Origin of the sequence: Futiania mangrovi, assembly GCF_024158125.1 — a bacterium.
GTDB classification, from domain to species: domain Bacteria; phylum Pseudomonadota; class Alphaproteobacteria; order Futianiales; family Futianiaceae; genus Futiania; species Futiania mangrovi.
Genome location: NZ_JAMZFT010000002.1, coordinates 698,146 through 723,855 on the forward strand (window position 1 = coordinate 698,146; position 25,710 = coordinate 723,855).

Here is a 25,710-nt window from a genome sequence, read left to right on the forward strand (position 1 = left end):
ACCAAACCCTCCCTCACATGCGCTTGGCGACCTCTTCCAGCATGACCTCGGTCGCGCCGCCGCCGATCGCCTGGATGCGCGCGTCGCGGGCCATGCGCTCGATCTCGCTGTCGCGGATGTAGCCGAAGCCGCCGTGAAACTGCTGGCAGTCGTACATGACGCGGTTGACCAGCTCGCCGCAGTGCGCCTTGACCATCGACACCTCCTTCACGCAGTCGTGGCCGTGCGCGTCGAGCCATGCGGCGTGGTAGACGAGCTGGCGGGCGGCCTCCACCTCGGCAGCGCGGGCGGCGAGGCGCTGGCGGATCGCCTGCTTGTCCCAGAGCACGCCGCCGAACGCAGGACGATCCTTCACATAGGCGAGCGTCAGTTCGATGGCGCGCGCCGCCTCGCCCATCGCCATGGCGCCGAGCACGATCCGCTCGTTCTGGAAGTTCTCCATCACCTGGTAGAAGCCACGGTTCTCCTGCCCCAGCAGGGCGTCGGCGGGCAAGTGGCACCCGTCGAAGACAAGTTCTGCCGTGTCGGACGACCGCCAGCCCATCTTGTCGAGCGCGCGGCCCACGGCGAAGCCGGGCGTGCCCGCCTCGACGATGAACATGGAAATCCCGCGCGAGCCCTTGGCGGCCGGGTCGGTGCGCGCGGCGACGAAATAGAGGTCGCCGTGCACGCCGTTCGTGATGAACATCTTGGAGCCGGTCAGCACCCAGCCGTTGCCGCGCCGTTCCGCCCGCGTCTTCAGGCCGGCGACGTCGGAGCCCGCGCCCGGCTCCGTCACGGCGACCGCGGTGATCGTCTCCCCGGAGACCACGCCCGGCATGTAGCGGGCGCGCTGCTCCGCCGTGCCGAAGCGGGCGAGGTGGGGCGAGGCCATGTCGGTATGCACGAGCACCGTGACCGCGAAGCCGCCGAAGCCCGACCGGCCCAGTTCCTCCGCCAGCACCACGGTGGCGAGCGTGTCGAGGTGGGAGCCGCCGTACTCCTCCGGATAGCGGACGCCGAGGAAGCCAAGCTCGCCCATCCGGCGCAGGACCGCGCGGGGGACGAGGCCGTCGGCCTCCCAGGCGGCGGCGTGGGGGCGCACCTCGGTCTCGACGAAGCGGCGGACGGAGGCGCGGAACTGCTGCAACTCCTCGGAGAAGAAGGGCGAAGGCGTCATCGGCGGCGGTATCCCTCGTTTCGTTCGCAGGCCCTTTCGCTGGCGGGCCCGATCGGTCTTGTTGCCTGTCGGGCACGAGGATAGCCGACGCGCACCCGCCGCGCATCTGGCGTTCGGCGCATGACCGGGCTAGGAAAGCGGCAGAAGACGGCAACCGGGACGGGCGGGAACGCGCATGGCCAGACAGACAACCGCGCAGCGGCCGTTCGGGGCCTTCGCCCCGGACCGGACGCTCTCGGCGCTGATCGCGTTCGCCCGGGGACGCGGAACGGGGTGGCTTTCCCGGCGGCTGGCCTTCCTCGCCCGCAAGATCGGCATGGGGCGGATCCGCCGCGCCAACCGCCCCGTCGACACGACGGTGTTCGGGTCGGTGCGGATGCGGCTCTATCCCTTCCACAATGTCGCGGAAAAGCGGCTGCTCTTCACGCCGCAATATTTCGATCCCGCCGAGCGCAGGCTGCTGGCCGAGCGGCTCCCGAAGGACGCGGTGTTCCTCGACGTCGGGGCGAACGTCGGCGGCTATGCGCTGTTCGTGGCGAGCGTGACGGGGCCGGACGCCCGCGTCCTCGCCATCGAGCCGCAGCCGAGCGTGCATGCGCGCCTCGCCTTCAACATCCGCGCGAACCCCGATCTGCCGGTCGAGGCGGTGCAGGCCGCCATCGCCGACCGGGAGGGGGAGATGACGCTCCACCTATCCGCCGGGAACGAGGGCGAGGCGAGCCTCAAGGCCGAGGTGCAGCGGGAGGCCGGCGGGCGCACCGTCACCGTCCATGCGCTGCCCATGCAGGTTCTCATGCAACGCCATAGGATTTCCCATGTGGACGGCATGAAGATCGACGTGGAGGGCGCCGAAGACATGATCCTCGTGCCGTTCTTCCGCGACGCCGACCCCGCGCTCTTTCCCCGGGTGCTCGTGCTGGAGAACGCGCAGGGGCGCTGGCAGACCGATTGCGTCGCGCTGGCGGAGGCGAACGGCTACCGCGAGGTGTTGCGCACAAGGCTCAACATCGTGCTCGAACGCGCATAACCCCCGGAAAAGATTGACGCAGCAGAAGCGCACCCCTATATGACGATCACCGGGCGAGCAATTCGCCTGTCGAGTTTCTCTGCGATTGCGCGTGGATTGCCGGCTTTCCGGCACTCCCATCCCGAGAGGTTCGAGACTTAATCTCCCTCCCCGCAGGTGGCGCGCGCCCCGGGTTTACCGAACGCCGGTAGAACCGCGCCGCCATTCCGGTCGGCGCGGCTGCCGCACATGACCGAAAGACAAGGTTTTACATGACTGAATTCGCTTCCCTCGGCCTGATCGAGCCGATCTGCCGCGCCGTGGCCGCCGAAGGCTACACCGCGCCGACCCCGATCCAGGCCCAGGCCATCCCCGCGCTGCTGGAGGGCAACGACCTCCTCGGCATCGCCCAGACGGGCACCGGCAAGACGGCGGCCTTCACGCTGCCGATCCTGCAGCACCTGACCGAAGACAATCGCCGCGCCTCCCCGAAGTCCATGCGCGCCCTGATCCTGGCGCCGACGCGGGAACTGGCGATCCAGATCCACGAGAGCTTCCAGACCTATGGCAAGCACCTGAAGCTGCGCGCGACCGTGATCTTCGGCGGCGTCGGCCAGAACCCGCAGGTCCGCGCGCTGTCCCGCGGCATCGACGTGGTGATCGCGACGCCGGGCCGCCTGCTCGACCTGATGAACCAGGGGCATGTGGCGCTGGGCGACGTGGGCGTGTTCGTCCTCGACGAGGCCGACCGGATGCTCGACATGGGTTTCATCAATGACGTCAAGAAGATCGCCGCGAAGCTGCCGAAGGACCGGCAGACGCTGCTGTTCTCCGCGACCATGCCGCAGGCGGTGACCGGCCTTGCTCAAGGCCTGCTCGACGATCCGGTGCAGGTCGAGGTGACGCCCGCCGCCACCACGGTCGAGCGGATCGACCAGCGCGTGCTGTTCGTCGGCCGCGGCGCCAAGCGGGAACTGCTGCGCGACGTGCTGGCCCCGCGCGAGGTGACGCGCGCCATCGTCTTCACGCGCACCAAGCACCTCGCGAACCGGGTGGCCGAGTATCTCGAAAAGGCCGGCATCCGGGCCGACGCGATCCACGGCAACAAGAGCCAGGGCGCACGCCAGCGGGCGCTGCAGGCGTTCCGCGACGGCAAGGTCAAGGCGCTGGTTGCCACCGACATCGCCGCGCGCGGCATCGACGTCGACGGCGTCAGCCACGTCATCAACTTCGACCTGCCGGTGGAGCCCGAAGCCTATGTCCACCGCATCGGCCGCACTGCGCGCGCCGGGGCGGAGGGTGTGGCAATCTCCTTCTGCGATGCCGACGAGATCGGCGCGCTGCAGCAGATCGAGCGGACGATCCGCATGACTGTCCCGATGGACGACGGCCACGACTACCATGACGCCGCGCTGGCCGAGGCGCGCACCGTGCGCCAGTCAGGCAAGTCTGCACGCTCCGGCGGCGGCCGCGGGCGCGGCCAGGGCCAGGGGCGTGGACAAGGCCAAGGGCGAAGCCAGGGGCAACGCCAGGGCGGCGCGCCGGAGGCCGGCAAGGCCCACGGCGGACCCAAGCAGGGCGGCGGCCGGAAGTCCGGCGGCGGCAAGGGCTTCGGCGGCGGCAAGCCCCAGCACGCCAAGGGCCAGGGTGCCCAGGGCGGTCAGGGCGGCGAGGCGGCCAACCGTAACCGCGGCGGCCAGGGTGGCGGTCAGGGGCGGCGGCCCGCGCGCCGCGTCGCCTGACCGGCAAAGGCACGCAGATCCAGAGATCGCGGACGGGGCCCTTCGGGGCCCCGTTCTGCGTTTGCGGGTGCTTCAGCCGCGTGGGACCACGTCGACGCCGACCTCCAGCGTGTGCCCGCCCGAGGCGACGACAACCCCCTCGACCGGTGCCACGTCCGCATAGTCGCGCCCGATGGCGAGCACGATATGATCCTCGCCGCCCGCCGCCATGTTGTTGGTGGGGTCGAGGCCGATCCAGCCCGCCTCCGGCCCGCACCAGACCTCGACCCAGGCGTGGGTCGCGTCCGCGCCGACCAGCCGTGGCTGGCCCTCCGGCGGCTCGGTGCGCAGGTAGCCGCTGACATAGCGGGCGGGCAGTCCCAGCCCGCGCAGGCCGTCGATCATGATGTGCGCGAAATCCTGGCAGACGCCCGCGCGCTGCGCGAAGGCGTCACCGGGCGGGCTCGTCACCTCGGTCGCACCCGGCACATAGGCCATGTCCGCGTGGATCCGGCTCATCAGGTCGAGGCTCGCGGCAAGGATCCAGCCGCCGTCCATGAAGGTGTCGCGCACATAGTCCGCGATGACGCGCGTCAGCGGGACCGCGCGGCTGGGCATCAGGAAGTGCGCGGGCGCATCCGGCCCCCAGGCCCGGGACACCGCTGCCAAGTCGCGCACCTCCTCCCAGGGCGGCGTGTCGCCGATGGCGGGCAGGGGGCGGGCCGTCACCTCGACGGTCGCCGTGGTGGTCAGCGCAAGCTCGCGGTGCGGCCGGTCGAGCGCGAGATGCACCATGCGGTTGCCGAAGAAATCGCGCTCCTCACGCAGCGGCGCTGTGGGCGCGGGGGCGACGTCGAGATGCGCCGCCAGCACCCGCTGGCCCGGACGGTCGGCTGGCAGGAGGCGCAGCACCTGCCGGCTGGTCGGCACGGGCAGCGCATAGGCATAGCGCGTCGTCTGCCGCACGTCGTGGATCATGGGCCCGCCTCCCCCGGCGGCACCCGCTCGGCGGGGTGGAAATAGTGCAGGGTGATCGCGTCGGAGAGGTCGAGAAGCCCCTGCAGCACTGCGGAGAACGTTTCCGTTCCGATCTCGGCCGCGGCGACGCGCCCCAGCGTGTGCGTCAGACCGGCCGCGAGACGGGCGTCCTCGGGCGCGTCCGTGTCCGCCCCCTGCCCGGGCAGGGCCGCCAGGTGCTCGGCGATCCGCTCCGCCTGGAAGGCGACCGAGCGCGGGTTCTCGGGGTCGAGCAGCACGAGGTCTAGAACGGGCACACGCTCCGCCAGCGCCACGTAGCGTACCCGGTAGGTCAGCTGGCTGTCGGCAAGCTCCAGCAGCATGTCGAGGCTCGCGCGCGGCGCGTCGGGCGCGGCCAGAACGCGCGCCAGCCGGCACATCGCGAGACCCCGTTCGAGCCGGCGCCCGATCTCGAGAAAGCGCCAGCCTGTCAGGCGGTTCATGTTCTCCTGAACGAGGCCGGAGAGCGCCGCCACGATCCGCAACGCCTCCGTCAGCCGGGTTCCGGTCATCTCGGGCGGCATGCCCGGCGCGAGCAGCGTCCCGAGGTCGCCCAGCGCCCGCCAGGCGTCGGGCGACAGCCGGTCGCGGATCGCCGCGGCGGTCGCCTGCGCCTGCGCGACCTGCTGCGGCAGGGCTGCGGGCGCAGCGCCGAACAGCAGGGCATGGGCCGCGGCGTCCCCGGGTGGGCGCGGCGTGACGGGCGCCAGCATGCCCCAGCCCGTCACCAGGTCGAGAAGCGTCTCCAGCGCGCGCGTTTCCTCCGCCGTGGGGTCGGCGCCCCGGCTCGCCGCGGCCCGCGCGATCCTGAGGCCCATGTCGATGCGCTCCAGCGCGCGTCCGAGCCAGTAGAGATTGTCTCCCGCCCGGCTCGGCAGCGCGCCACGGCCCCGCCTGACCTCGACCGCCGGTGGCGGGGGTGGCGGCACGGCCTGCAGCGCCCCGCCGCCCACGACCCAGACATCCGCCGAGGCGCCCCCGCGCTGCAGGGAAACCGCGCGCACGTCGAGACCGGCCGACAGGCGGGCGAAGCCGCCCGGCAGCACCTGCCAGCCGTCCGGCGTGGCGACCGCGAAGAGGCGCAGAACGACGGGCCGCGGCACCATCGCCGCGCCGTCCCACATGGGCATGGTGGAGAGCGTGACCGGCTCCTGCCCGACGAGGTCGACGGCGCGGCGGGCGAGTGCCGCATGGACCGCATCCCGTTCGGCCCGGCCGAGCGCCGTCGCCGGCTTCGCGCCGCCGTCCAGGACCCCCGGCAGAACCGGACCGAAGGCGGGGGCGAGCACCATCGCGTCGAAGCGCGCCTCCACCTCCGCCCGTTCGGCGGGCTGGCCGCACCACCAGGTCGCGACATTCGGCAATGCGAGGTCCGCGCCCATGAGATGCCGCGCGATCGCGGGCAGGAAGGCCATCCAGGCGCGCGCCTCCACCGCGCCCGACCCCAGCGCGTTCACGAGCGCGACGCGGCCCGCGCGCGCCGCCCGTGCGAGCCCCGGCACGCCGAGGCGCGAGGCCGCGTTCAGTTCCAGCGGGTCGGCGAAGTCGCCGTCGATCCGCCGCCAGATGACGTCGGCGCGGCGCAGGCCGCCGACGCTGCGGATGTGCACCTCGTCATCGCGCACGGTCAGGTCGTCGCCCTCCACGAGGAGCAGACCCAGGCGGCGGGCGAGGTAGGCGTGCTCGAAATAGGTCTCGTTCAGGGGCCCCGGCGTCAGCAGGCAGAGCCGCCCGTCCTCTCCCCTCCGCAGGGCCGCAAGCCCTTCGCGCAGCGTCTCGGCAAAGGGGCCGACGCGCGCGACGTCCATGCCGCGCAGGAGATCGGGGAAGGCCGCCGCGATGGAGGCGCGGTTCTCCAGCGCGTAACCCAGGCCCGAGGGCGCCTGCGTCCTGTCGCCCAGCACCCACCAGCGCCCGTCCGGCCCGCGCCCAAGGTCGACAGCGTAGATGCCGAGATGCCGTCCGCCCGCCGGTACGCTCCCGGTCAGCGGCCGCAGGAAATCCGGACTGCCGGCGGCAACGGCCGCGGGTACGAGGCCTGCGCGCACGAGATCCCCGGGACCGTAGAGGTCCGCCAGCACCCGCTCGATCAGGCCGGCGCGCTGCACGACGCCCGCGCGCAATGCGTCCCATTCCGCCTCTTCCAGGATCAGCGGCACGGGCGACAGAGGCCATGGCCTCTCGCCGCTGCCCGTGTCGTCATAGACCCGATGCACGACCCCCGACTCGCGCAGATGGCGCTCGGCGGCATCGAACCTGCGGCGTACCTCCGCCTCCGCCATGTCGCGCAGGGTCTCGCGCAGGGCCGCCCAGTGCGGCCGGACCGTGCCGTCCGGGCCGAGCAGTTCGTCCCACACGCCCGGCAGCGCGCGGTAGCCCGACGCGAGCGGGTCGGCGGCAGGGAAGAGCGGGATGTCGCCACCGTTCCCCGCGCGTGCCCGGGGCCCGCTTGCGTCGCTCTGGCTCTGTCGCTCGGTCAAGGGCGGCGGGTCTCCCGGCATGGGGGCAGGTGCGCGCCAGCCTAGTGACTGGCCGGGCGCCTGGCTAGGCCGTCAACTCCAGAGCGTCAGTACCCGGCCCCCGGCGGCGGCGGCATCGTCCGGGTCGTGGGTCACCAGCAGCGTCGGCAGGCCGTCGGCGCGCGCCCGCGCGAACACGGTTTCTCGAAACTGGTCCTTCAGCGTCGCGTCGAGCTTGGAGAAGGGCTCGTCCAGCAGCAGCGCGCGCGGACCCGACACCAGCACCCGCAGGAGCGACACCCGCGCCCGCTGGCCGCCCGACAGCGTCGCCGGGTCGCGGTCCGCGAAACCGGCGAGCCCCGCGCTCTCCAGCGCCTCCTCGACGATGGCGCGGCGCGCCGCCCGGCCCCTTACCGCGCGCGGGATGCCGAAGGCGATGTTGCCGCCGACCGACAGGTGCGGGAACAGCAGGTCGTCCTGGAACAGGATCCCGAGATGGCGCGCCTCCGGCGGCAAGGCGGTCAGGTCCGCGTCGCCCAGCCGCACCCGGCCCGTAGCCGCGAACGCGGGCGCGAGCGTCCCGCACACCCAGGCGAGCAGCGTGGACTTGCCGCAGCCGCTTGGCCCCATCAGCGTGACGATCTCTCCCGGCGCGACCGTCAGGCTGAGCCGGTCGACAAGACGCTGTTCCCCCCGCGCGATTGTCACGCCGTCGAGGGCAAGCGGAGCGGGCGTGAGCGTTCTATCCGTCATCAGCGCACCTGTAGCCCGCGCCGCGAGCGGAACGCCAGCGCCGGAATGGCGGTGGCAAGCGCGAAGCCCGCGAACGGCAGCACCGCCTGCAGCAGCGCGAAGATGCCGATGAGCCGCCGGTCGGCGCTGGCGGCGAGCGCGACCGCCTCCGTCGTCACGGTCGGCACGCGGCCCGCGCCCGCGAACACCGTCGGCAGGTATTGCCCGACCGAGATCGCGAAGCCGACCGCGAAGGCGACGAGCAGCGGGCGCAGCAGCATCGGCAGCTTGACCCGCCAGAACGCGGCGCGTCCGCTGACCCCCAGGCACAGCGCCGTGCGCACATAGCGCGGGTCGTAGGCGCGGTAGGGGTCGGCCATGGCGAGGAAGGCATAGGGCAGCACGAAGACGAGGTGCGCCCACACGACCGCGCCCGCCGTCCCGTCTATCCCGATGCGCACGAAGAAGACCTGCAGCCCGAACAGGAAGGCGATCTGCGGCACGATCAGCGGCGCATAGAGCAGCGGCAGCGCGCGCGACAGCCGCTCCGCCCCGAGGCTCCCGGTGTGGGTGCGGCCCGTCTCCCGCTCCAGGCACGCGACGGTGAGCACCAGGGCGATCAGCGCCGCGAGCGCCGCGATCCCGGCAGACGTTGCGATCAGTTCACCCGCGCGTGCCGCATTGTCCGTCCAGTTCGCAGCGGTCCAGCGCGTTGGCAGGGCATCGGGAAAGCGCCAGACGCGCGCCGCCGACCAGAGCGCGAGGCTCGCTAGCCCCGCGATGACCGCCGCGACGATGGCCGCCACGGGCAGCAGCGCGATCCCGCGGCCCCAGCCGTCGTGCGTCATCCGCGCGCCGCCCGTCGCCGCCCGCAGGCCCGCGCGCGCGATGCCCATCTCGAGCAGCCGCCATAGCGCGAGGCCCCCCAGCACGATCAGCAATTGCGCGATTGCGCCCGCCGCCGCCTGGAACCGGAGCGCGAGGTCGGGATCGTTCGCCCAGCGCAGCACCAGCACCGACAGCGTCGGCGGATTGGTGGGACCGAGGATGATCGCCATGTCCACGACCGACATGGCATAGGCGAGCACGGCATAGACCGGCAGCCGGATCTGCGCATAGACCGCCGGAAAGACCGCCTTCAGCCACGCCGCCATGCGCCCGTAGCCCAGCGTGCGCGCAAGCCTGACACGGGCGTCGGCGTCGACCTGGTTGAGCGCGGCGAGCGTCATCAGGAACAGGAACGGGATCTCCTTGAGCACCAGCCCGCCGACCAGTGCGAGGCCCGCCTCGTCATGCACGATCAGCAAATCGGGCGGGCGCGTCCAGCCCGTCGCCCAGGGCGAGACCATGCGCGCGAGCCAGCCGCTCGGCGCGATCAGGAAGGCAAGCGCCAGCGCGGTCGCCGCGTGCGGGACCGAGAGCAGCGGGGAGACCACGCGCTGCAACAGGGAGAAGGCGCGCGTGCCCTGCCAGGCCGCGCAGAATGCCATGACGGCGGCGAGCGAGATCAGCGTCGAGACGATGCCGACGAAGGCCGACACCTGCGCGGCGCGCGCAAGGCCCGGCTCGGCGAACAGCGCCCGCCAGGGGGCGAGGCTGAAGCCCTCGCCGCCGAGCGCGGGCAGATAGCCGAACGCAGGAAGCAGCGTCCCGCCGAGACCCGCTGCCAGCGGACCCAGCATCAGCGCCAGCGTCAGCGCGGGAGCAAGGGCGAGTGCACGCGATCCTCCTGCCCTCACGGGCGGCATGGCCTTGCTCCCCGGGCGCTATTGCGAGGCGCCGTAACGCCGCGCCCAGTCCTCCTCGATCCGGGTCATCCAGCTCGGATGCGGCTCCGGCAGCGGCGTTCCAAGGGCCTCCGGGGCGAGCGTCGCGATGCCGAGGTCGAGCCCGGCAAAGCGCGCACGGTCCTCCTCGGCCAGGGTGGCCACGTCGAGGATGGTGAAGCTGCCCCACACGTCCGGGTCCTGCTTGTGCGCCTGCGCCTCTGGCGACATCAGGAAGTTCGCGAGCACCATGGCCCCGGCCTTCGCAGTCGCGTTGTAGGGGATCGCCACAAAGCTCGCATTGCCGATGGTGCCGCCCTCGAACACGGCGGTGCGCACCGTGTCCGGCAGCTCGTCCTTGAGGATGGCCGAGGTCGCCTCCGCCGGGTTGAAGGAGATGGCCATGGCGATCTCCCCGTCCGACATCAGCGTGCGCTGCGCGGCGGAGTTCTGCGGAAAGGCGCGGCCCTGCCGCCACAGGACCGGGTTCAGCGCGTCGAGATAGGACCAGAGCGGTGCGGTCGCGGCCTCATAGCCGGCCTCGTCCGCCGGGCGCACCAGGACCGACGGGTCTGGCGTCACCTCGTAGAGCACCTGCTTCAGGAAGGTCGAGCCGAGGAAGTTCGGCACCTGCGGATAGGTGAAGCGACCCGGGTTCGCCTGCGCCCAGGCCAGCAGATCGGCGGCGGTGCGCGGCGGCACCGGCATCTCGGCGGTGTCGTACATGAACACGACCTGCGCCTTGCCCCAGGGCGCCTCCAGCCCTTCGACCGGCACGGTGAAGTCGAGCTTCACGAGGTCCCCGTCCGCCACGAAGCGGTAGTTCGGCATCGCCTCCGACCAGGGGCCGTAGAGCAGCCCGTTGCGCTTCATCGCGGCGAAGTTCTCGCCATTGATCCAGATGAGGTCGATGGAGCCCCCGGTGTCGCGGCCCGCCGTCTTCTCCGCCACGACGCGGGCGACCGCGTCGGCGGTGTCGGAGAGCTTCACATGCTCCACGTTCACGCCGTAGCGCGCCTTCACCTGCTCCCCCGCCCAGGCGATGTAGGCGTTGATGCGCGGCTCCCCGCCCCAGGCGTTCCAGTAGACGGTCTGGCCCTGCGCGGCCTTCAGCACGGCCTCCCAGTCGCCCGGGTCGGGGGCGTCGGCGGCGCGCGCCGCGCCGGTCAGCGCGGTTGCGGCAAGCAGCGCGGCGGCGGCAAGGCCGAGGGCGCGTCGGATCATCGATGTGGCTTCCTTCATGGCAGGGAACGGTGGCACGAGCGGGATCATTCGGCGGCTGCCGCCATGCGGCGGGCGCGGCGCTTTTCCCGCAGGTCGCGGATGACCGGGCCCAGCACCTTCTCGTGGAAGCGGTCGCAGCCGATGCACAGGTTGCGGTAGGGCCGCCCGCCGGGCGTCACCGTCTCGCTCTCTTCCAGGAACCGGCCCATGTCCCAGCCGTGGGCGAGGCCCATGCGTTCCGGGTGGCCCATGCTGATCGCCTCGTAGACCGGGTGTCCGGCGAGGTCGTCGAGGATTTCCTCCACCGTCTCCTCGGTCAGGTTGCCGATCGGCAGCTTCGTCTTCATGCAGCAGGGGTAGACGTTGCCGTCCGCGTCGACCGCGACCTCCGAACCCGAATAGCCGTGGTTGAGGAAATTGAGCCCGCCCGACCAGGCGTTGCAGAAATTGTCCGTGATCTCGGCGCGCGACAGGTCGTTCGTCCAGGCCCGCCCGCGCGGCCAGATCTTGCCGATCCATGCGTCCTCGGTTGCGCCGAAGAAGCTGTAGAGCGGGCCGTCCTCCTCGTGCCACTGGCGCGTCGCGGCCTTCAGGCCGGAGCGGACCATGCCCGCCGCCTCGAACCAGCGGGTGAGCTTCTCCTGAAGCGGCACGCGCTTGTCGCCCTCCAGCCCGACGTGGAAGTCGTCCATGCCCGCGACGGAGATCATCCAGACGCCGCGGGCGAGCAGGTCGGCGACGATCTCCTGCGTCAGCAGGTCGCCCGTGGTCTGCACCACGACCTTCACGCCGCCTGAGCCGTACTTCTCCTGCAGCGCCTCGAGGATCGGGTAGAGCACGGGCTTGCGCACCGCCTTGTGCAGCACCTCGCCGCCCGACAGGATGATGCGTCCGGTCTTCTCGCGGTAGCCGCCTTCCGGCAGCGGGTCTGCGAGGTCGAGATAGGTCATGCGCGCGGGCATGTTCGCCACGATCTTCGGCCAGGCGGCGAGCGATTCTCCGATCACCGCCTTCAGCTCGTCGCGCACATAGGGACGGAAGCGGTCCTCGTAGCAGTGCACGCAGCGCCGGTGGCAGACCCAGCTGATCGAGTAATAGATGGATTCCATGGGGTTTTCCTGCCGCTCCCTGCTTCGCGCACTGCCTCGGCGCCCATGAGACACGACCGGCCGCGCGCTGAAAAGAGCCTGACGGATTTGTGATCGGCGGTGATGACGGCGACGCGCGGCCTTGGAAAGCCATGACCCGTTGTGATACAGTCATGCGAAGTCTGAGGAAGTCCAGTGTTTGCGGCCTCCGCGTCTTCCGGGGCCGCCGGTGTCATCTGTAGCGTTGCGGGGCTCGTCATGATCAACAAGGTCACGCTTCTCGGCCGTCTCGGGCGCGATGCCGTCATCCAGGAAGCGCCGGACGGGCAGAAATACGCCGCCATGGCGGTTGCGACCTGGGTGACCTGGCTCGACCGCGACACCGGCCAGCGCAAGTCGCGCGCGGACTGGCACCGGGTCATCAGCTTCCGCAAGGATCTTCTGGGCTATCTCGAACGCCGCGCCAAGACGGGCGCGCGCGTCTATATCGAAGGTTCGATCCGCGCCATGCGGCAGGAGTCGAAGCCCGACGCGCCGGAGGTGCTGGCCATCCTCGTCCACCGCGACGGCACGGTCCGCATCCTCGACCAGGGCGTGGAGCAGGCGGAGACCCCCGCCGACGCCGAGACCGTGCGGCAGATCGTCAACGCGCCGGAGGCGGACGGCCTGCTCGCCATGCTCAAGACCGTGAAGGTTTCCTGACCCGGATATACCGGCGCGCCATGCCCGGCAAATATGTCAAGATTGCTGACGCATATAAAATTGAGTCGAAATGTGTTGCAAAATGGGAAAATTCGATTAGATTGAGAGATACTGGTTTCGGACCATCGGCGTGGTGCCACCGGTCCGTGGTTCTGGGGTAGAGAAGGAGTGGTGTTATGGCACTTGGTAGTCTGATTGGCGGTGCGCTGGGCGGTAGCGGCGGCGGCCAGAGCGCAATGGGCGACGAGCTGGTTGCGAATGCGGAAGCGAACTTCCAGGACCGCATGGAAACGCAGATGGCGCTCAACGACATCAACAACAACAACCAGATGCTCGAAACCTACCTCGAGACGGAGCGCTCGGGCCGGGCGGGCATCGGGGCCGCTGGCCGGAAGTAAGGGTTTGGCGTCGCAGGCTCAGCGCGCCTCCTCGTTTCGAGGCGAAGCGGTTCCAGGACGCCAAACTGCCGGGCATTGCTGGATGGCGAGCCGGTGCACATCGGCTCGCCATTTTCCTTCGGCGCACAGGGTCGGGTAGGTCATGGATCTTCGCGGGACTATTGTCGGCACGATCTCCCGGCTGCGTCCGGGGGGCGGGGCCGCGGGTCCGCTGGGCCCGGAAGCCGGTCTGCCGGTGTTGTCCCTCGGATTCCGGACGGGCTTGCAGGCCGGGGCGCTCCTGACGTGCGATGTCGGCACGGACGGGGTGTCCATCGGCGCCGCGCTGGGCAGCGATATCGTCCTGCTTGACGAGGGCGTGACGGAACGCGCCTGCAGGCTGACGGTCGGGCGGCGGTTCGGCGCGCCCGTTCTCGAGGTTCTCGCCCTCGACGGCCGGGTCGAGATCGAAGGCATAGGGCCCGCAGGGACCGAGACGCCTCTCCAGGTGTCCTTTCCGGCGACGCTGACCGTCGACGGCAGCGTGATATTGGATGTTGATGTCGAGGCGGGTGCCGGTACGGGCGCCGCTTTCGCCGTCAACCCGACCACCGGCGTGATCGCGATCGCGGCGGGGCTGGCGCTCCTCGCAGTTGCCGTTCCCGTCGTGGGGAGCCTGTTCGGCGGTGGCGGTGCTGCGCTGACGTCCGCTGTATCGGCGGCGGAGGCGCGCGCGTCGCGCGACCGCCTGCGGGAGGTTGCGGCGGCCGTCGACGCACTTGCCGCCCGCTCACCCGCCGTCGCGGCGCACCAGGTGGACGTGGGCAGCGGCATCGTGACGCTCGCCGTCACCCGGCGGCCCGGCACGGACGATGCCTGGGCCGGGCTCTACTCTGCTATCGACGGGGTCGCGGGAGAGGTGCTGGTCCGCGTGACGCAGACCACGGCCAGGGCTGCCGTCGTGCAATCGCCGGACCTGCCGCGCTTCGTATCGATCTCGGCGATCGAGGGCGGTCCGTCGCACGTGGTGACGCAGGACGGCCTGCGCCTGCCCGTGGGCGCGGTCGCGCCGGGCGGCTGGCGGATCGTGCGGATCGCCGGCCGCGAAGTGGTCATCGAACGCGAGGGAGTCGAGATCGAACTCGCCCTGTGATAGAATTTCAATGAAACCGTGCGAGAGGTGGGGCTCGTAGGGTGTGCGGCAACGACCGCGCCATGTTGCTTGTCCTTGTGAGGTGTGCGTCCCGTGAGCGGCGGCCCCATCGATCTCAACCGGGTTCTCCCCGCCGACCTTTCCCCCGGCGGGTATGAGGGCGAGCCGTTCGTCCCTCAGGCGCTGGTTGCGCCTTTCGACCCCGGTCTCCTCGACGTCTACCGCCAGAATTCGCAGGTCGACCGTCGCGTCACGGGCGTGGACGATTTCGCCCGCCTTCCGCCGCAGTCGCCCGGCGCCTATGCCCAGGGCCTCTACGACGCGCGCGACCTGCTGGCCGGAAACCCGGCGGTCCCGGACGACCTGGGGGCTGCGGGCATCGCGCTGCTCGACGAGGCGCTGAGCGGGCAGGCCGCTGCGCGCGACGACGGGTGGGAGTAGCGCCATGACGCACACCCCCGCCCCCGGCGCCAACGAGGCGCAGTCCCGCCCGCCCCAGGCACCGATCATGGCCATGGTGGCCCTTGCGGGCGCGCTCACGTCCGCCGGGCGCGGCGGGGACGCGCTGACGCTGTTGCGCTGCGCCGTCCGCCTCGATCCGGACAATCCCGTCGTCACCCGCAGGCTGGCCATCGCGCTCATGGACGAGGGGCGCGCCGACGTGGCGCTCACCGTGCTCGACCAGATGGTGGAGCAGGGACTTTCGACGCGGGCGGACACGGCGGCCTTCTACACGCTGCGCGCCCGCATCCTGCGTCGCCTCGGACGCAATGAGGAGGCTGACGGCGCCTTCCTGCTCGCCACGCGCCTTGCGAAGGCGGGCTAGTCCATGAACCCGCGGCTCTCTCGCCTGCTCGGGCAGGTGGCGGCCCGGCAGGACCTGATGCTGGTCGCGCTGCTGGTCCTGGCGATCGGCATGATGATCCTGCCGTTGCCGACGCTGATCGTGGACTTCCTGCTCGCGTTCAACATGTCGGCGACTGTGCTGCTGCTGATGGTGGCGATCTATCTGCGTCAGCCGCTCGACTTCTCCACGCTGCCGGCGGTCATCCTGTTCGCGACCATATTCCGGCTGGCGTTGTCGATCACCACGACGCGCCTGATCCTGTCCAATGCCGAGGCCGGCCAGATCATCGAGACGTTCGGCCAGTTCGTCATCGCGGGAAACCTCGTGGTCGGCCTCGTGATCTTCCTCATCATCACCATCGTGCAGTTCGTCGTCGTGACCAAGGGCTCCGAACGTGTGGCGGAGGTGAGCGCGCGTTTCACCCTCGATGCGCTGCCGGGCAAGCAGATGGCGATCGACGCGGACCTGCGCTCGGGCGAGATCACCCAGGCCGAGGCGCGCACGCGGCGCACCCAATTGAGCAAGGAGAGCCAGTTCTACGGTGCGATGGACGGCGCCATGAAGTTCGTCAAGGGCGACGCCATAGCAGGCCTGATCATCACGGCGGTGAACCTGATCGGGGGGATCGCCGTCGGCGCCTTCCAGAAGGGCCTGAGCATGGGCGAGGCCGTGGCCGTCTACTCGATCCTCACCATCGGCGACGGGCTGGTGGCGCAGATCCCGGCGCTCTTCACCTCCATCGCCTGCGGCACCATCGTCACGCGCGTCACCACCGACGACAAGTCCAACCTGGGCAGCGACATCTCCCGCCAGCTCGTTGCCGAGCCGCGCTCGCTCCAGGTCGCGGCCGTGATCATGCTGGCGCTCGCTGCGATCCCCGGCTTTCCGACGGCGATCTTCCTCTTCCTGGCGAGCCTGTTCGGTGGCCTGAGCCTGCTTTATTTCTTCCGCGACCGGAAGGCCGCGAAGGCCGAACAGGCGGTGCAGGCGGAGGCAGACGCGGCGAACCTCGGTGCTGGCGGAGAGGCGCTCCCCGAATTCGTCGACCGGCCGCAGGAAGAATTGATTGTCCAGGTGCGGACCGGGTTGGAGCTGTTCAATTTCATCGATCGGCTCGTGCTGCGGGAAGTGACGAACACGCACCGCACCCGCATTCTCGAGAAATACGGCTTCGTCTTCACGCCGCCCGTCTACGACCGGGATGGGTCGCTCGGCTCTTCGGAGTACAAGATCTACCTCGAGCACGTCCCCGTCGGCAGCGGCACCATCGACTTCGACAAGCTGCTGATCCCCGACGGCCCCGACCTGCTGGAAGCGGCGGGCGTCCCCTACCAGGTCCGGCGCGACGAGGACGGGATCGAGCGGACCTATGTCGCGCTGGAGGAACGGGCCCGGCTCGAGGAACTCGACATCCGTTACCGCGACGCGCACTGGATGCTTGTCGACCGCGTCGTCGCCGTGCAGGAGGAGTATGCCTCCTATTTCGTCACGGTGGACGAGGTGAAGCGGCTGCTGGCCATCGTCGGCAAGACCTACCAGGACCTCGTGGCGGAGGTGTCGCGCGTCGTCCCCATCACCCGCATGACGGACGTGCTGAAGCGCCTCGTCGACGAGAAGGTCTCGATCCGCTCCATGCGCCTCATCCTCGAGGCGCTGCTCGAATGGGGACAGAAGGAGGCAGACCCCGCCGTGCTGACGGAGCATGTGCGCGGCGCGCTCAAGCGGCAGATCTGCTTCGGGCTCGCCGACCAGAACCGGATCATCTCGGTCTTCCTGCTCGACCGCGGGCTCGAGGACATGATCCGCCGGAACCTGCGGCAGAGCGCGGTCGGAAGCTACCTCGCGCTCGACGAGCAGACCTCGCGCACGCTCACGACGCAGGTCCGCGCGCAGATGGACCAGGCCGCGCGCCAGAACCGCCGGCCGATCTTCCTGACGGCTGCCGACGTGCGCCGCTTCTTCCGCAGTTTTCTCAAGGGCAACGGCTTGGCCTGCCCGGTCATCTCGCAGCAGGAAATGGCGCCGGAGTTCACGGTTCAGCCCGTCGGCGTGCTGTCGATCGGTGCGGCAGCCATGGCGGCGGGCGGAAACGTGACGCCGATGGCAACCGCCCGGCCGGGAGGCGGCCCTGCCGTCCCCGCGGGTGCGGCACAGCCCGGCGCGCCGGGCTTCGCACCGCCAGGGGGAGGGCCCGCGGCCGGGTTCGTGCCGGGCCAGGCGCCTCTCGCTCCCCGCCCGGCTGCGGCCGCGGGGGCTGGCGGTGCGGCTGGCGGCGCACCGCTCGCGGGCCAGGGACTTCCGCCGCGTCCGCCCCAGGGCAGCTGATTTCCGGAGGTTGGCTGCAACCCCGGGTGAAGGCGGCCCGCCTGCCTAGCGGCGCGTCACCTGCGACAGGATGCGCGCAACGGGCGTGTAGGCCTGGCGCGGGATCGGCTGGCCGAGCGGTGCAGCCCGTATGAGACTCTCGACGAGTTGCGGGTCCGACACGACGGGTATGGAGAGGCCCTGCGCCGTGTTGACGATCTTCTCCGCGCTGTCGTCATAGCCCTTGGCGACGGTGACCGGGACGGGCACCCGGTTGGCGTCGTAGGCGAGTGCGATCGCCCCCTTGCCGCCGACGATGACCACCGCGGCATTGGCCGTGCCCATGCGCGCACCGCCCCCCTGCGCGGCCTCGCGTTGCAGGCGCCGGCGCTCGCCGCGGATCTCGGGGCTTCCGAACATTTCCTTCATCTCGTTCTTCATCTCGGTCCGGGACATCTTCATGTCGCGGCGGAACAGCCAGCGCTGCAGCAGGATGTCGAAGATGGCGCCGAGGATGAACAGGACGATCGCCGCTGCGATCACCGCGAGCGTGAGGCGCACGAACACCGGCACCACGCAGTCGAACCCGCAATAGCCGAGCCGCGTCAGCCACCGGAAGCCACCCCACAGAACCGCGCCCAGCGTGGCGATCATCAGGAAGACCTTCACGACCGACACGCCGAAGGTCACGAAGTTCCGCACCGCGAAGATGCGCCCGAACCCGCTCATGGGATTAATCTTGTCGGGCCGCGGAACGATCGGGTCGATGGCGAAGACGAAGCCCTTGAGCACGAGGATGCTCGTGACGATCACCGACACGATCACGATGGCGTAGAGCGGCATGCTGATGTCGGTGACCATCTTCAGCGTGCGCTGCATGACGGTTTCCTGCGCCTCGGCGAAGGGCAGGGGGATCGCGCCCGCGGCAATCGCATAGACCTGGACGAACAGGATCACGGTCGCCGGAGTGGCGACGATGCAGTAGACCAGCCCGATCACGATCTTCAGGCCGTTGACCGTCTCCTGGCTCTGTTCGACCTGCCCCCGCCGGCGCGCGTCGCGAAGCTTCTTCTGCGACGGCGGGAGATTTTTCTCTTCCGTGTCGCTCATGGGAACAGCGCCTCGAGGCGCGCCCCCACCGTTTCCCGCGTCGGCAGGTCGTGTGAGTGAAACGGCACGAAGAAATAGGCCATGATCATCAGGCCGAGGATGAAGATCAGGTTCTTGACGGTCAGCGACAGTTCGAACACCTGGATCTGCCGGGCGAACTGGTTGACGAGCGTCAGCGTGAGTTCCGCAAGGAACATCGCGATCAGGAAGGGCGCGGCATAGATCAGCGCGATCCGGAAGAGCGCATCGAGAAAACCCATGAGGAAGCCCGGCGCGCCGGAACTGAAGTCGGGCAGAAGCACGCCCAGCGGCCAGATGCCGTAGCTATCGTAAAGTGCGCCCGCAAGGATCAGCCCGCCCCCCATCAGCAGGAAGAAGGTCACGTGCGCCATGTCGCTGAGATTGGCGAAGACGCCGGTCTGCGCGCCCGTCGCGGGGTCGGCGATCTGCGCGGCCGTGGCGCCGCGGTAGAAGTCCACGAACTCGGCGGCGGCCGCGACGCCCCAGATCGGGATCGCGAGGATCGCTCCGATGATGACGCCGACGAGGATCTCCTTGCCTGCGACCAGGGCGTACATGACGCCGCCGCCGGCGCGCAGCGGCTCGACCATGTCGACGGCAAGCGGCACCACGGGCAGTGCGATGGCGATCGCGATTCCGCCCCGCACCGCCGGGCCGAACTGCGGAATCGTGAACGCGGGAAACACGGTCATCAGCCCGAAGACGCGCGCCGCCGCGAGGCCCAGCGCCGCCAGCCAGTCTACCAGCGTGTCCAGCGACTGCAGATAGGCGGGGTCGAGCATGGCGCGGGTGGCCCTCCCGGCGCCTACTGGACCAGGTAGGGGAAGTCGCGGAAGACCTCCACCGTCAGGTCGACGAGGGGGCGCGAAAGCTGCGCGCCGAGGTAGAGCAGCGAAAGACCGACCGCGAGCAGCTTCACCGCCTGCGGCAGCATCTGGTCCTGGATCTGCGTCAGCGCCTGGAACAGCGCGATGATGAAGCCGACGCCGGTCGCGATCAGCAGCGGCGGCGCGGCGTAGAGTGCGGTGACCAGCGCCATCTTGTAGAGGTACTGGCTGAACATCGTCGGGTCCATGTCAGCCCCCTCCCGGCGTATAGCTGAGCACCAGCCCGTAGGCGAGCCGCGTCCAGCCGTCGGCGACCACGAACAGGAAGAGCTTGAACGGCACCGACAGGATGATCGGCGACACCATCATCATGCCGAGCGCCATGAGGATCGCCGTGATGATGAGGTCGACCGCGATCAGCGGCAGGTAGAGGAGGAAGCCGATCTCGAACGCGCGGGTCAGTTCCGCGACGACGAAGGCCGGGACCAGCACGAAGAAGCTGTCGTCCGCATAGGGCGGGACCTCGGGTCGCTCGGTCCCCGGCGGGGTCGAGACGGTCACGATGGCGTCGACGAAGAAGGCACGCTGCGTCGCGCTCGTATAGCGGGTCAGGAACTCCTTGATCGGCGCGGAAATGGCCTCGCCTGCCGCAGTCCAGTCCTCGATCGTCTCGAACTCCTGGCCGGGCGCCGTCAGCGCCGCCGTGATCTCGTTCAGCATCGGCGAGGTGACGTAGATCGCCAGGATGATCGCCAGCGCGTTCACCACCAGGTTCGAGGGCACGCCCTGGATGCCCAGCGCGTTGCGCACGATCAGAAGCACCACGACGATCTTGGTGAAGCCCGTCACCAGGACCGCGAGGAATGGCAGCAGGCTGATCGCGGTGGTGAGCGCGATCAGCCCGACGAAGTTGAAGCTAGCCGGCTCCATGGCCGAGCAGCCTGAGAATGCGGATGCCGACGTTCTGGCCGACCCGGACCAGCTCGCCCTTGCCGATCCGCCGGCCGCCGCCGAGGATCGTCACCGGCTCCGTGATCGGCACGCCGAGGTCGAGGACATAGCCGGGGCCGAGTGCGGAAAGCTCCGACACGGCAATCTCCTTGCGGCTCAATTCGAAGATCAGGGTGATCGGCAGGTCGTCGAGCGTGCCTGCCATGTTGTCAGCCGGTACGGCTGCGGCGGAGGCGCCTTGGGGTGTCGTCATCGTCCATCCTTCCGGTGAGTTGAGGGTTTGATCGGGTCCGGAAAAGGTCAGCTGCGTGCCATGCACATCGGCGATGAAGAGCCGCCGCTCCGCCACGGCCACCACGACCTGGCTGCGCGACAGCCGCTCCTCGTCGAGCAGCAGGATGTCGCCGGGCCGGATGGTGGCGACCTCGCCGCGCGTGGACAGAAGGCTGCCGGTGCGGACCGACAATGGGACGGTCAGGGCCTGCACCCACTCCGCGCGGACATGGTTCCGGCGCACCCGGCGGGCCAGGGCGTCCGCAAGGCCCGGCGACAGGCGCACGGGAACGGTTGCCGGAGCCTGTCCCTCTGCGGACACCTGCAGATGCACGGTGCGCCGCATCGGCACGACACGGGCAGCGGGCGCGGTGAGCGACAGCCGGACGGGTGCGGCGAGTGTGCGTTCGAGCGAACCGAGCGGCGCCTCCAGCACCAGTTCGAGCGCCAGTGTCAGAAGATCCGGCGGCAGCGGGGTGGAGGTCAGCCCGGGCGCCACACTGCCCAGCAACGTATCGGCCAGCCGCCGCGGCAGGGAGAGCGTGGCGACGTCGTCGCCGGCTTCGAGGCAGAGCAGCACCGGATCGGCCTCGCGTGCCGTGCGGTCGGCAAGGAGACTCCAGCCGATCCCGAGCCGCAGCCCCCCGATATCGAGCGAAATCGGCGCATGCGGATGCGCGAACGTCCGGTCGAGGGACAGAAGATCCGGATCGACGGCGGACCAGAGAAACGGTTCGGCCGCCGGTTGTTGCGGCGTGGCAATCACGCGCGATACTCCCAACACTGCTCCAACGCGACACATGAGGGCGGCGGAGCCGGTGCCGCCCTTGCGCTCCCGGCCGCGGAACGCGCCTCAACCGGAAACTTCGACTCTACTTTAGCGAGATTCGTGCCACGGCACGCCGGCGCGTGGCGGCCGCTTCACTTCTGCGCGAGGCGGGCGACGGCGAAGCGGTCCTGGGCGATCTCCTCGATCTCCTGCTCCTCGCGCTGGAGCGCGGCGCGCGCATGTTCGTTGCGGACCTTCCCGGCCACTTCCTCCACCGCACTCAGCGCCTTGCGCACCGCGGCCTCGGCGGCTTTCGCCTCCTGCTCCTCGCCCATCAGGCGGTGAACCTCTTCCTCTTGGCGCTTGATCATGCCCGCAAGCCGCGTCCCTTCGGCCTCGAGCGCGGCGGACTTGACCTCGATGGCCGTCCAGTCGGCGGGTGTCACGGGGCGTCCGACCATGGCGGTGTAGAGCGCGTTCAGAATCTCGGGCTTGCGCTGCTCGTGCGCGGCCAGCGCGCGCCGCGCCGCCGCCATCGCGGCCTGGGCACCCTCCCGCGCCTTGCGCACCCGGGCCAGCGCATCGCGTGCGGCTTCCGCCCGTTCGCGCCGGATCTGGACGAGGCGGGCGACGTCCTTCGGGCTCATGCCGCGAGCCGCTTCAGCCAGTCGATCGTCTCGCGCACGCCGGTCGGGTCGTCGGTCTGCTGGCGCAGGAAGGCGAGGATGTCGTTGCGCCGGGCGATCGCCTTGTCGGCCAGCGCGTCGGAGCCTTGCCGGTACTCCCCCACCTGCAGCAGAAGTTCGACCTCGTTGTACTTGGCGAGCAGTTCGCGTGCGTGGGCGGCGGCGCGCAGGTGTTCCTTGTCGGCCACCTGCTCCATCATGCGCGAGCGGCTGGCGAGCACGTCGATTGCCGGGAAATGTGCCTGGTCGGCAAGCTTCCGGCTGAGGATGATGTGCCCGTCTAGGATCGAGCGCACCTCTTCCGCCACGGGGTCGGAGCTTTCCTCGCCTTCGACGAGGATCGTGTAGAAGGCGGTGATGGAGCCCGCCTTCGACTTGCCCGGACGCTCCAGCAGGCGCGGCAGCGTCGCGAAGACGGACGGCGGGAAGCCGCGCCGGGTCGGCGGCTCGCCGGCCGCGAGACCCACCTCGCGCAGCGCGCGTGCAAAGCGCGTCACGCTGTCCATCAGCAGCAGCACGCGCATCCCCTGGTCGCGGAAATATTCCGCGACGGCGGTCGCAACGTAGCCGGCCTTCATCCGTTCGACCGACGGCCGGTCGGAGGTCGATGCGATCACCACCGCGCGCTTCATGCCCTCCTCGCCGAGGTTGTGTTCCACGAACTCCCTCACCTCGCGCCCGCGCTCCCCGATGAGGGCGATCACGGTGACGTCGGCCTCGGTGTTCCGGGCGATCATCGACATCAGAACCGACTTGCCGAGGCCGGGCGAGCCGAAGATGCCGAGGCGCTGGCCCTCTGCCACCGTCATGAAGCCGTCGACGGCGCGGATGCCGACGCCGATCGAACGGTCGGCGAAGTCGCGTTCTTCCGGCGGCAGCGGGTCGACCTCCACCGGCCGGGGGACCAGCGTGCCGAGCGCCGAGCGGTCCGCGCCCAGCGGGCGCCCCAGCCCGTCCAGCAGGCGTCCCATGATGCCGGGGCCGACATGGACCTGCAGCGGGTGGCCGGTCGGAATCACCTCCGATTCCGGGGAAATCCCGCGCACGTCGCCATAGGGGGTCAGCAGGCAGCGTTCTCCCGAGAACCCCACCACCTCCGCGAAGGTCGTGCTGCGGGCCCGCCGGTCCACGATGCGGCAGAGGTCGCCGATGGAGACGCCATGCGCCTCCGCCTCGATCATGGTGCCCAGCGCGCGGACCACGCGGCCCTTGAGCGGACGGCAGTCGAGACTGTCGACGGTCGCGTGGAAATGCTGCCAGCGGGTCTCGATACGGGTGCGCAGGCTCGTCCGGGTCTCGGGCGGCGTCATGCCTTCCCCTCCGGCCGGTCGTCGCGCAGGGCCAGTTCGATCGCCTCGAGTTGCAGGGACACGTCTGCGTCGATCACGCCGAGGTCGGAGTCGACACGGCATGCATCCTCCGGCAGGCCGTCGTCGGGCGTCACGTTCAGCGCCGGCAGCGGGCGGCTGTCGGCACGCAACCCCGCGATGGCTGCCTCCACCCGCTCCGCGGCAGCAGGATGCACGCGAATGTCGAGCCTGCGGGCGCTGCGCAGGTCGGCGACGACGGCAGCGGCTGCGGCGGCGACCTTGTCTGCAACCGGCATGTCGCCCAGAACGCGCCGCACGACCTTCAGGGCGGCGGCCTCGATCTCCGCTTCCGCCCGCTCCAGTTCCCGGTCGACGGAGGTGCGCACCTTGATGATGAGGGCGGAGGCCGCACGCAAGGCATCGCGTCGCCCTGCCTCGTAGCCTTGCTGGCGTGCGTCGCGGGTCGCCTCCTCGGCCTTGCGTTGCAGCAGGCGCCGGCTTTCCTCCTCCGCGCGCGCGGCGCGGGCGGCGAGATCCTCGCCCGACAACAGCGCGTCGGTCTGCTCCGCCCGGATGATGCGGCTACGCGGCAGGATCGGGCCGGCCAGCGGGTCCGTGCTCATGGCGCGGGTCCGGCGCCGGCGCCGGCGCCCTCGCCGTCCGCCGCGACGCCGCTGGCGGCCGCGGCCGGGATGGCGCTCGCCGGGGGTGGCGGGGGGCTTTCGGCGGCGGTCTGCAGAAAGCCCGCCGCACGTCCGGCGACGTCGGGCGCCCGCGCCCCCACGGCCGGGTCGCCCGGGTTGTTGAAGGCGTGCCCCTCGGGAAAGACGAGGGAGAGCCGCCCTGCAAGCCCGCGCGGCACGCGCTCGCGCCAGGTGGCAAGCACCTGCCAGCCGCTCGCCAGGATATCCTCGACCGGATCGCAACCCTGGGAGAGCGCGATCCCCGCAGGTGTGGCGTTTCCTTCCTTCAGGGCGAAGCGCAGCATCGCATGGCTGAGGTCGAGGCGCGCGATCATGTCGCGCAGCGCGCGCGCATCCACCACCATGCGGATCGTCCGCGCATGCATCATCGCGCCGCACAAGCCCGCGAGCCGGCGCCGCGTTGCCGGGCCATCCAGCAGACAGGCGACGATCGGATTCTTCAGCCAGTCGTCGGAGGCAGGTCCCATTCGGTCTTGGAAGATCAGCGCCAGCGTGCGCGTCCGCAAGCGCGGACTGCGCAGGAGCGCCGCGACGACCTCCCCCGGCAGGTGGGAGCCGAGCGCAGCCGTCACCCGCGCGAGGTCCAGCGTCTCGGCAAGCCGCATGTCGAACTCCGTCCCGGAGGATCTGTCGACGCCGGCGTGTAGGGGGAAGGGCTGTGGGGTGGTCATGCGGGCCTCCGTGTCTTTCGGTCGCCCAGCAGGAAGAAGACCGCAACGGCAACCAGCAGCCCGCCGATCACACCCGCGAGCACGAAGGCGACGCTGCTGATGCCGTCGCCGCCGGTCTCGGCCGTCCGCGGCATCGGCTCGGCCCCTGGCGCGAGGAGCGCGGGCTGTGCCGCTTGCGGCGCGGCCGGCAGGGCTTGGGGGGCCCGCGCGGCGGGCACCTGGAAGGGTTTGAGCGTCTCCACGGGGAACAGCACGACCGAGACCGTCTCGTAGGTCAGCCCCTCGACGCTGTTGGCGACCATCGTCTTGATCTTCGGCACGAGCGGCCCCATCGGGAAGTCGCGGTCGTGCCGGATGAGGACCGAGGCGGACGCCTGCGTCTTCGGCGCGTTGGGCAGGCGGTAGGGGCTCGACTCCGGCAGCACCAGGTGCACGCGCGCAGACAGCACCCCGTCGATGTCGGAGATGGAGCGCGACAGCTCCTGGCTCAGCGCGAACATGAGCCGCGCCTTTTCCTCCAGCGGCGAGGAGATGAGATTGTCGCCGGTGAAGACGTCGCCCAGCGACTGGTATTCCCGCCGCGGATAGCCGTAGGCCGAGAGCACGCTCACCGCGTCGGGGAACTGCTCCTGCTCCACCGCCAGCGTGTAGGTCTTGTCCGCCTGGCGCGCCCGTTCCGCCGCGATGCCGTGGCGGTCGAGCAGCGCCACCATCTCGTTGGCGTCCCGCTCGCTGAGGCCCGTATAGAGATCCTCCTTGCAGCCCGCGAGCAGCAGGACGAGGCAGACCAGGGCGAGACGACGCAACGACATGGGGTGAGACGCTCCGGGGAA

At 70.3% G+C, this 25,710-nt stretch carries 25 protein-coding genes; 8 read left to right on the plus strand and 17 right to left on the minus strand.

Translation table 11 applies throughout. The features are described 5' to 3' along the window. Nucleotides 1–13: 13 nt before the first annotated feature. Nucleotides 14–1,159, minus strand: coding sequence for an acyl-CoA dehydrogenase family protein (locus tag NJQ99_RS10220; RefSeq protein ID WP_269332727.1), 1,146 nt, complete (start codon nucleotides 1,157–1,159; stop codon nucleotides 14–16). A 175-nt stretch (nucleotides 1,160–1,334) separates the two neighbouring features. Between NJQ99_RS10220 and NJQ99_RS10225 the strand changes: the two genes are divergently transcribed. Further along, entirely contained in the window at nucleotides 1,335–2,186 is an 852-nt protein-coding gene (locus NJQ99_RS10225) for an FkbM family methyltransferase (RefSeq protein ID WP_269332728.1), read from the plus strand. Nucleotides 2,187–2,437: 251 nt separating this feature from the next. Continuing rightward, a complete protein-coding gene (locus NJQ99_RS10230; RefSeq protein ID WP_269332729.1) occupies nucleotides 2,438–3,907 on the plus strand; it encodes a DEAD/DEAH box helicase in 1,470 nt (489 codons plus the stop codon). Nucleotides 3,908–3,979: 72 nt separating this feature from the next. Here the strand turns inward: NJQ99_RS10230 and NJQ99_RS10235 are convergent, their stop codons facing one another. From NJQ99_RS10235 to NJQ99_RS10260, 6 genes are all read right to left on the minus strand, one after another. After that, entirely contained in the window at nucleotides 3,980–4,864 is an 885-nt protein-coding gene (locus NJQ99_RS10235; RefSeq protein ID WP_269332730.1) for a transglutaminase family protein, read from the minus strand. Then, a complete protein-coding gene (locus NJQ99_RS10240; RefSeq protein WP_269332731.1) occupies nucleotides 4,861–7,383 on the minus strand; it encodes a circularly permuted type 2 ATP-grasp protein in 2,523 nt (840 codons plus the stop codon). Before NJQ99_RS10240 ends, NJQ99_RS10235 begins: the two co-directional genes overlap by 4 nt. Nucleotides 7,384–7,455: 72 nt before the next feature. Next, a complete protein-coding gene (locus NJQ99_RS10245; protein WP_269332732.1) occupies nucleotides 7,456–8,115 on the minus strand; it encodes an ATP-binding cassette domain-containing protein in 660 nt (219 codons plus the stop codon). Then, nucleotides 8,115–9,842 (minus strand): ABC transporter permease, encoded by a 1,728-nt coding sequence (locus tag NJQ99_RS10250; protein ID WP_269332733.1) that lies wholly within the window; start codon nucleotides 9,840–9,842, stop codon nucleotides 8,115–8,117. The genes NJQ99_RS10245 and NJQ99_RS10250 overlap by 1 nt, the downstream gene beginning before the upstream one ends. Before the next feature lie 18 nt (nucleotides 9,843–9,860). Next, nucleotides 9,861–11,084 (minus strand): ABC transporter substrate-binding protein, encoded by a 1,224-nt coding sequence (locus NJQ99_RS10255; protein WP_269332734.1) that lies wholly within the window; start codon nucleotides 11,082–11,084, stop codon nucleotides 9,861–9,863. A 44-nt stretch (nucleotides 11,085–11,128) separates the two neighbouring features. Continuing rightward, a complete protein-coding gene (locus NJQ99_RS10260) occupies nucleotides 11,129–12,193 on the minus strand; it encodes a radical SAM/SPASM domain-containing protein (RefSeq protein WP_269332735.1) in 1,065 nt (354 codons plus the stop codon). Between the two features lie 237 nt (nucleotides 12,194–12,430). Here NJQ99_RS10260 and ssb point away from each other — a divergent pair, with 237 nt between their 5' ends. The 6 genes from ssb (at nucleotide 12,431) to sctV (ending at nucleotide 17,576) form a co-directional block, all read left to right on the plus strand. Continuing rightward, nucleotides 12,431–12,874 carry a single-stranded DNA-binding protein gene (ssb, locus tag NJQ99_RS10265; RefSeq protein WP_269332736.1) on the plus strand — a complete coding sequence of 148 codons (444 nt, stop codon included), beginning with the start codon at nucleotides 12,431–12,433 and terminating at the stop codon, nucleotides 12,872–12,874. A 176-nt stretch (nucleotides 12,875–13,050) separates the two neighbouring features. Next, complete coding sequence (locus NJQ99_RS10270; protein ID WP_269332737.1) at nucleotides 13,051–13,272, plus strand: hypothetical protein; 222 nt, start codon at nucleotides 13,051–13,053, stop codon at nucleotides 13,270–13,272. A gap of 142 nt (nucleotides 13,273–13,414) precedes the next feature. Continuing rightward, nucleotides 13,415–14,404, plus strand: coding sequence for a SctD/MshK family protein (locus NJQ99_RS10275; RefSeq protein WP_269332738.1), 990 nt, complete (start codon nucleotides 13,415–13,417; stop codon nucleotides 14,402–14,404). A 93-nt stretch (nucleotides 14,405–14,497) separates the two neighbouring features. Continuing rightward, nucleotides 14,498–14,845 carry a hypothetical protein gene (locus NJQ99_RS10280; RefSeq protein WP_269332739.1) on the plus strand — a complete coding sequence of 116 codons (348 nt, stop codon included), beginning with the start codon at nucleotides 14,498–14,500 and terminating at the stop codon, nucleotides 14,843–14,845. A 4-nt stretch (nucleotides 14,846–14,849) separates the two neighbouring features. After that, entirely contained in the window at nucleotides 14,850–15,230 is a 381-nt protein-coding gene (locus tag NJQ99_RS10285; protein ID WP_269332740.1) for a tetratricopeptide repeat protein, read from the plus strand. A 3-nt stretch (nucleotides 15,231–15,233) separates the two neighbouring features. Beyond that, nucleotides 15,234–17,576, plus strand: coding sequence for a type III secretion system export apparatus subunit SctV (sctV, locus tag NJQ99_RS10290; RefSeq protein ID WP_269332741.1), 2,343 nt, complete (start codon nucleotides 15,234–15,236; stop codon nucleotides 17,574–17,576). A 45-nt stretch (nucleotides 17,577–17,621) separates the two neighbouring features. Here sctV and NJQ99_RS10295 read toward each other — a convergent pair whose 3' ends face one another. From NJQ99_RS10295 to sctJ, 10 genes are all read right to left on the minus strand, one after another. Further along, nucleotides 17,622–18,665, minus strand: a complete 1,044-nt coding sequence (locus NJQ99_RS10295) for an EscU/YscU/HrcU family type III secretion system export apparatus switch protein (RefSeq protein WP_269332742.1) — start codon at nucleotides 18,663–18,665, stop codon at nucleotides 17,622–17,624. Beyond that, nucleotides 18,662–19,468 (minus strand): type III secretion system export apparatus subunit SctT, encoded by an 807-nt coding sequence (sctT, locus tag NJQ99_RS10300; protein ID WP_269332743.1) that lies wholly within the window; start codon nucleotides 19,466–19,468, stop codon nucleotides 18,662–18,664. Before sctT ends, NJQ99_RS10295 begins: the two co-directional genes overlap by 4 nt. Before the next feature lie 23 nt (nucleotides 19,469–19,491). Continuing rightward, nucleotides 19,492–19,761, minus strand: a complete 270-nt coding sequence (locus tag NJQ99_RS10305) for an EscS/YscS/HrcS family type III secretion system export apparatus protein (RefSeq protein ID WP_269332744.1) — start codon at nucleotides 19,759–19,761, stop codon at nucleotides 19,492–19,494. 1 nt (nucleotide 19,762) lies between these two features. Next, a complete protein-coding gene (sctR, locus tag NJQ99_RS10310; RefSeq protein WP_269332745.1) occupies nucleotides 19,763–20,443 on the minus strand; it encodes a type III secretion system export apparatus subunit SctR in 681 nt (226 codons plus the stop codon). Next, nucleotides 20,430–21,503: a type III secretion system cytoplasmic ring protein SctQ gene (gene sctQ / locus NJQ99_RS10315; protein ID WP_269332746.1), complete on the minus strand. Its 1,074-nt coding sequence runs from the start codon at nucleotides 21,501–21,503 to the stop codon at nucleotides 20,430–20,432. Before sctQ ends, sctR begins: the two co-directional genes overlap by 14 nt. 155 nt (nucleotides 21,504–21,658) lie before the next feature. After that, complete coding sequence (locus NJQ99_RS10320) at nucleotides 21,659–22,153, minus strand: hypothetical protein (RefSeq protein ID WP_269332747.1); 495 nt, start codon at nucleotides 22,151–22,153, stop codon at nucleotides 21,659–21,661. Continuing rightward, entirely contained in the window at nucleotides 22,150–23,502 is a 1,353-nt protein-coding gene (locus tag NJQ99_RS10325; protein WP_269332748.1) for a FliI/YscN family ATPase, read from the minus strand. The genes NJQ99_RS10320 and NJQ99_RS10325 overlap by 4 nt, the downstream gene beginning before the upstream one ends. Next, nucleotides 23,499–24,125 (minus strand): FliH/SctL family protein, encoded by a 627-nt coding sequence (locus NJQ99_RS10330; protein ID WP_269332749.1) that lies wholly within the window; start codon nucleotides 24,123–24,125, stop codon nucleotides 23,499–23,501. The genes NJQ99_RS10325 and NJQ99_RS10330 overlap by 4 nt, the downstream gene beginning before the upstream one ends. Continuing rightward, nucleotides 24,122–24,877 carry a hypothetical protein gene (locus NJQ99_RS10335; protein ID WP_269332750.1) on the minus strand — a complete coding sequence of 252 codons (756 nt, stop codon included), beginning with the start codon at nucleotides 24,875–24,877 and terminating at the stop codon, nucleotides 24,122–24,124. The genes NJQ99_RS10330 and NJQ99_RS10335 overlap by 4 nt, the downstream gene beginning before the upstream one ends. Continuing rightward, complete coding sequence (gene sctJ, locus NJQ99_RS10340) at nucleotides 24,874–25,689, minus strand: type III secretion system inner membrane ring lipoprotein SctJ (RefSeq protein WP_269332751.1); 816 nt, start codon at nucleotides 25,687–25,689, stop codon at nucleotides 24,874–24,876. The genes NJQ99_RS10335 and sctJ overlap by 4 nt, the downstream gene beginning before the upstream one ends. Nucleotides 25,690–25,710: the final 21 nt, after the last annotated feature.

Excerpts from the sequence above, each read along its gene's own strand:
- NJQ99_RS10220 (WP_269332727.1), bottom strand. The coding sequence starts at position 1,159 with ATGACGCCTTCGCCCTTCTTCTCCGAGGAGTTGCAGCAGTTCCGCGCC.
- NJQ99_RS10225 (WP_269332728.1), top strand. The coding sequence starts at position 1,335 with ATGGCCAGACAGACAACCGCGCAGCGGCCGTTCGGGGCCTTCGCCCCG.
- NJQ99_RS10230 (WP_269332729.1), top strand. The coding sequence starts at position 2,438 with ATGACTGAATTCGCTTCCCTCGGCCTGATCGAGCCGATCTGCCGCGCC.
- NJQ99_RS10235 (WP_269332730.1), bottom strand. The coding sequence starts at position 4,864 with ATGATCCACGACGTGCGGCAGACGACGCGCTATGCCTATGCGCTGCCC.
- NJQ99_RS10245 (WP_269332732.1), bottom strand. The coding sequence starts at position 8,115 with ATGACGGATAGAACGCTCACGCCCGCTCCGCTTGCCCTCGACGGCGTG.
- NJQ99_RS10250 (WP_269332733.1), bottom strand. The coding sequence starts at position 9,842 with ATGCCGCCCGTGAGGGCAGGAGGATCGCGTGCACTCGCCCTTGCTCCC.
- NJQ99_RS10255 (WP_269332734.1), bottom strand. The coding sequence starts at position 11,084 with ATGATCCGACGCGCCCTCGGCCTTGCCGCCGCCGCGCTGCTTGCCGCA.
- NJQ99_RS10260 (WP_269332735.1), bottom strand. The coding sequence starts at position 12,193 with ATGGAATCCATCTATTACTCGATCAGCTGGGTCTGCCACCGGCGCTGC.
- ssb (WP_269332736.1), top strand. The coding sequence starts at position 12,431 with ATGATCAACAAGGTCACGCTTCTCGGCCGTCTCGGGCGCGATGCCGTC.
- NJQ99_RS10270 (WP_269332737.1), top strand. The coding sequence starts at position 13,051 with ATGGCACTTGGTAGTCTGATTGGCGGTGCGCTGGGCGGTAGCGGCGGC.
- NJQ99_RS10275 (WP_269332738.1), top strand. The coding sequence starts at position 13,415 with ATGGATCTTCGCGGGACTATTGTCGGCACGATCTCCCGGCTGCGTCCG.
- NJQ99_RS10285 (WP_269332740.1), top strand. The coding sequence starts at position 14,850 with ATGACGCACACCCCCGCCCCCGGCGCCAACGAGGCGCAGTCCCGCCCG.
- sctV (WP_269332741.1), top strand. The coding sequence starts at position 15,234 with ATGAACCCGCGGCTCTCTCGCCTGCTCGGGCAGGTGGCGGCCCGGCAG.
- NJQ99_RS10295 (WP_269332742.1), bottom strand. The coding sequence starts at position 18,665 with ATGAGCGACACGGAAGAGAAAAATCTCCCGCCGTCGCAGAAGAAGCTT.
- sctT (WP_269332743.1), bottom strand. The coding sequence starts at position 19,468 with ATGCTCGACCCCGCCTATCTGCAGTCGCTGGACACGCTGGTAGACTGG.
- NJQ99_RS10305 (WP_269332744.1), bottom strand. The coding sequence starts at position 19,761 with ATGGACCCGACGATGTTCAGCCAGTACCTCTACAAGATGGCGCTGGTC.
- sctR (WP_269332745.1), bottom strand. The coding sequence starts at position 20,443 with ATGGAGCCGGCTAGCTTCAACTTCGTCGGGCTGATCGCGCTCACCACC.
- NJQ99_RS10320 (WP_269332747.1), bottom strand. The coding sequence starts at position 22,153 with ATGAGCCCGAAGGACGTCGCCCGCCTCGTCCAGATCCGGCGCGAACGG.
- NJQ99_RS10325 (WP_269332748.1), bottom strand. The coding sequence starts at position 23,502 with ATGACGCCGCCCGAGACCCGGACGAGCCTGCGCACCCGTATCGAGACC.
- NJQ99_RS10330 (WP_269332749.1), bottom strand. The coding sequence starts at position 24,125 with ATGAGCACGGACCCGCTGGCCGGCCCGATCCTGCCGCGTAGCCGCATC.
- NJQ99_RS10335 (WP_269332750.1), bottom strand. The coding sequence starts at position 24,877 with ATGACCACCCCACAGCCCTTCCCCCTACACGCCGGCGTCGACAGATCC.
- sctJ (WP_269332751.1), bottom strand. The coding sequence starts at position 25,689 with ATGTCGTTGCGTCGTCTCGCCCTGGTCTGCCTCGTCCTGCTGCTCGCG.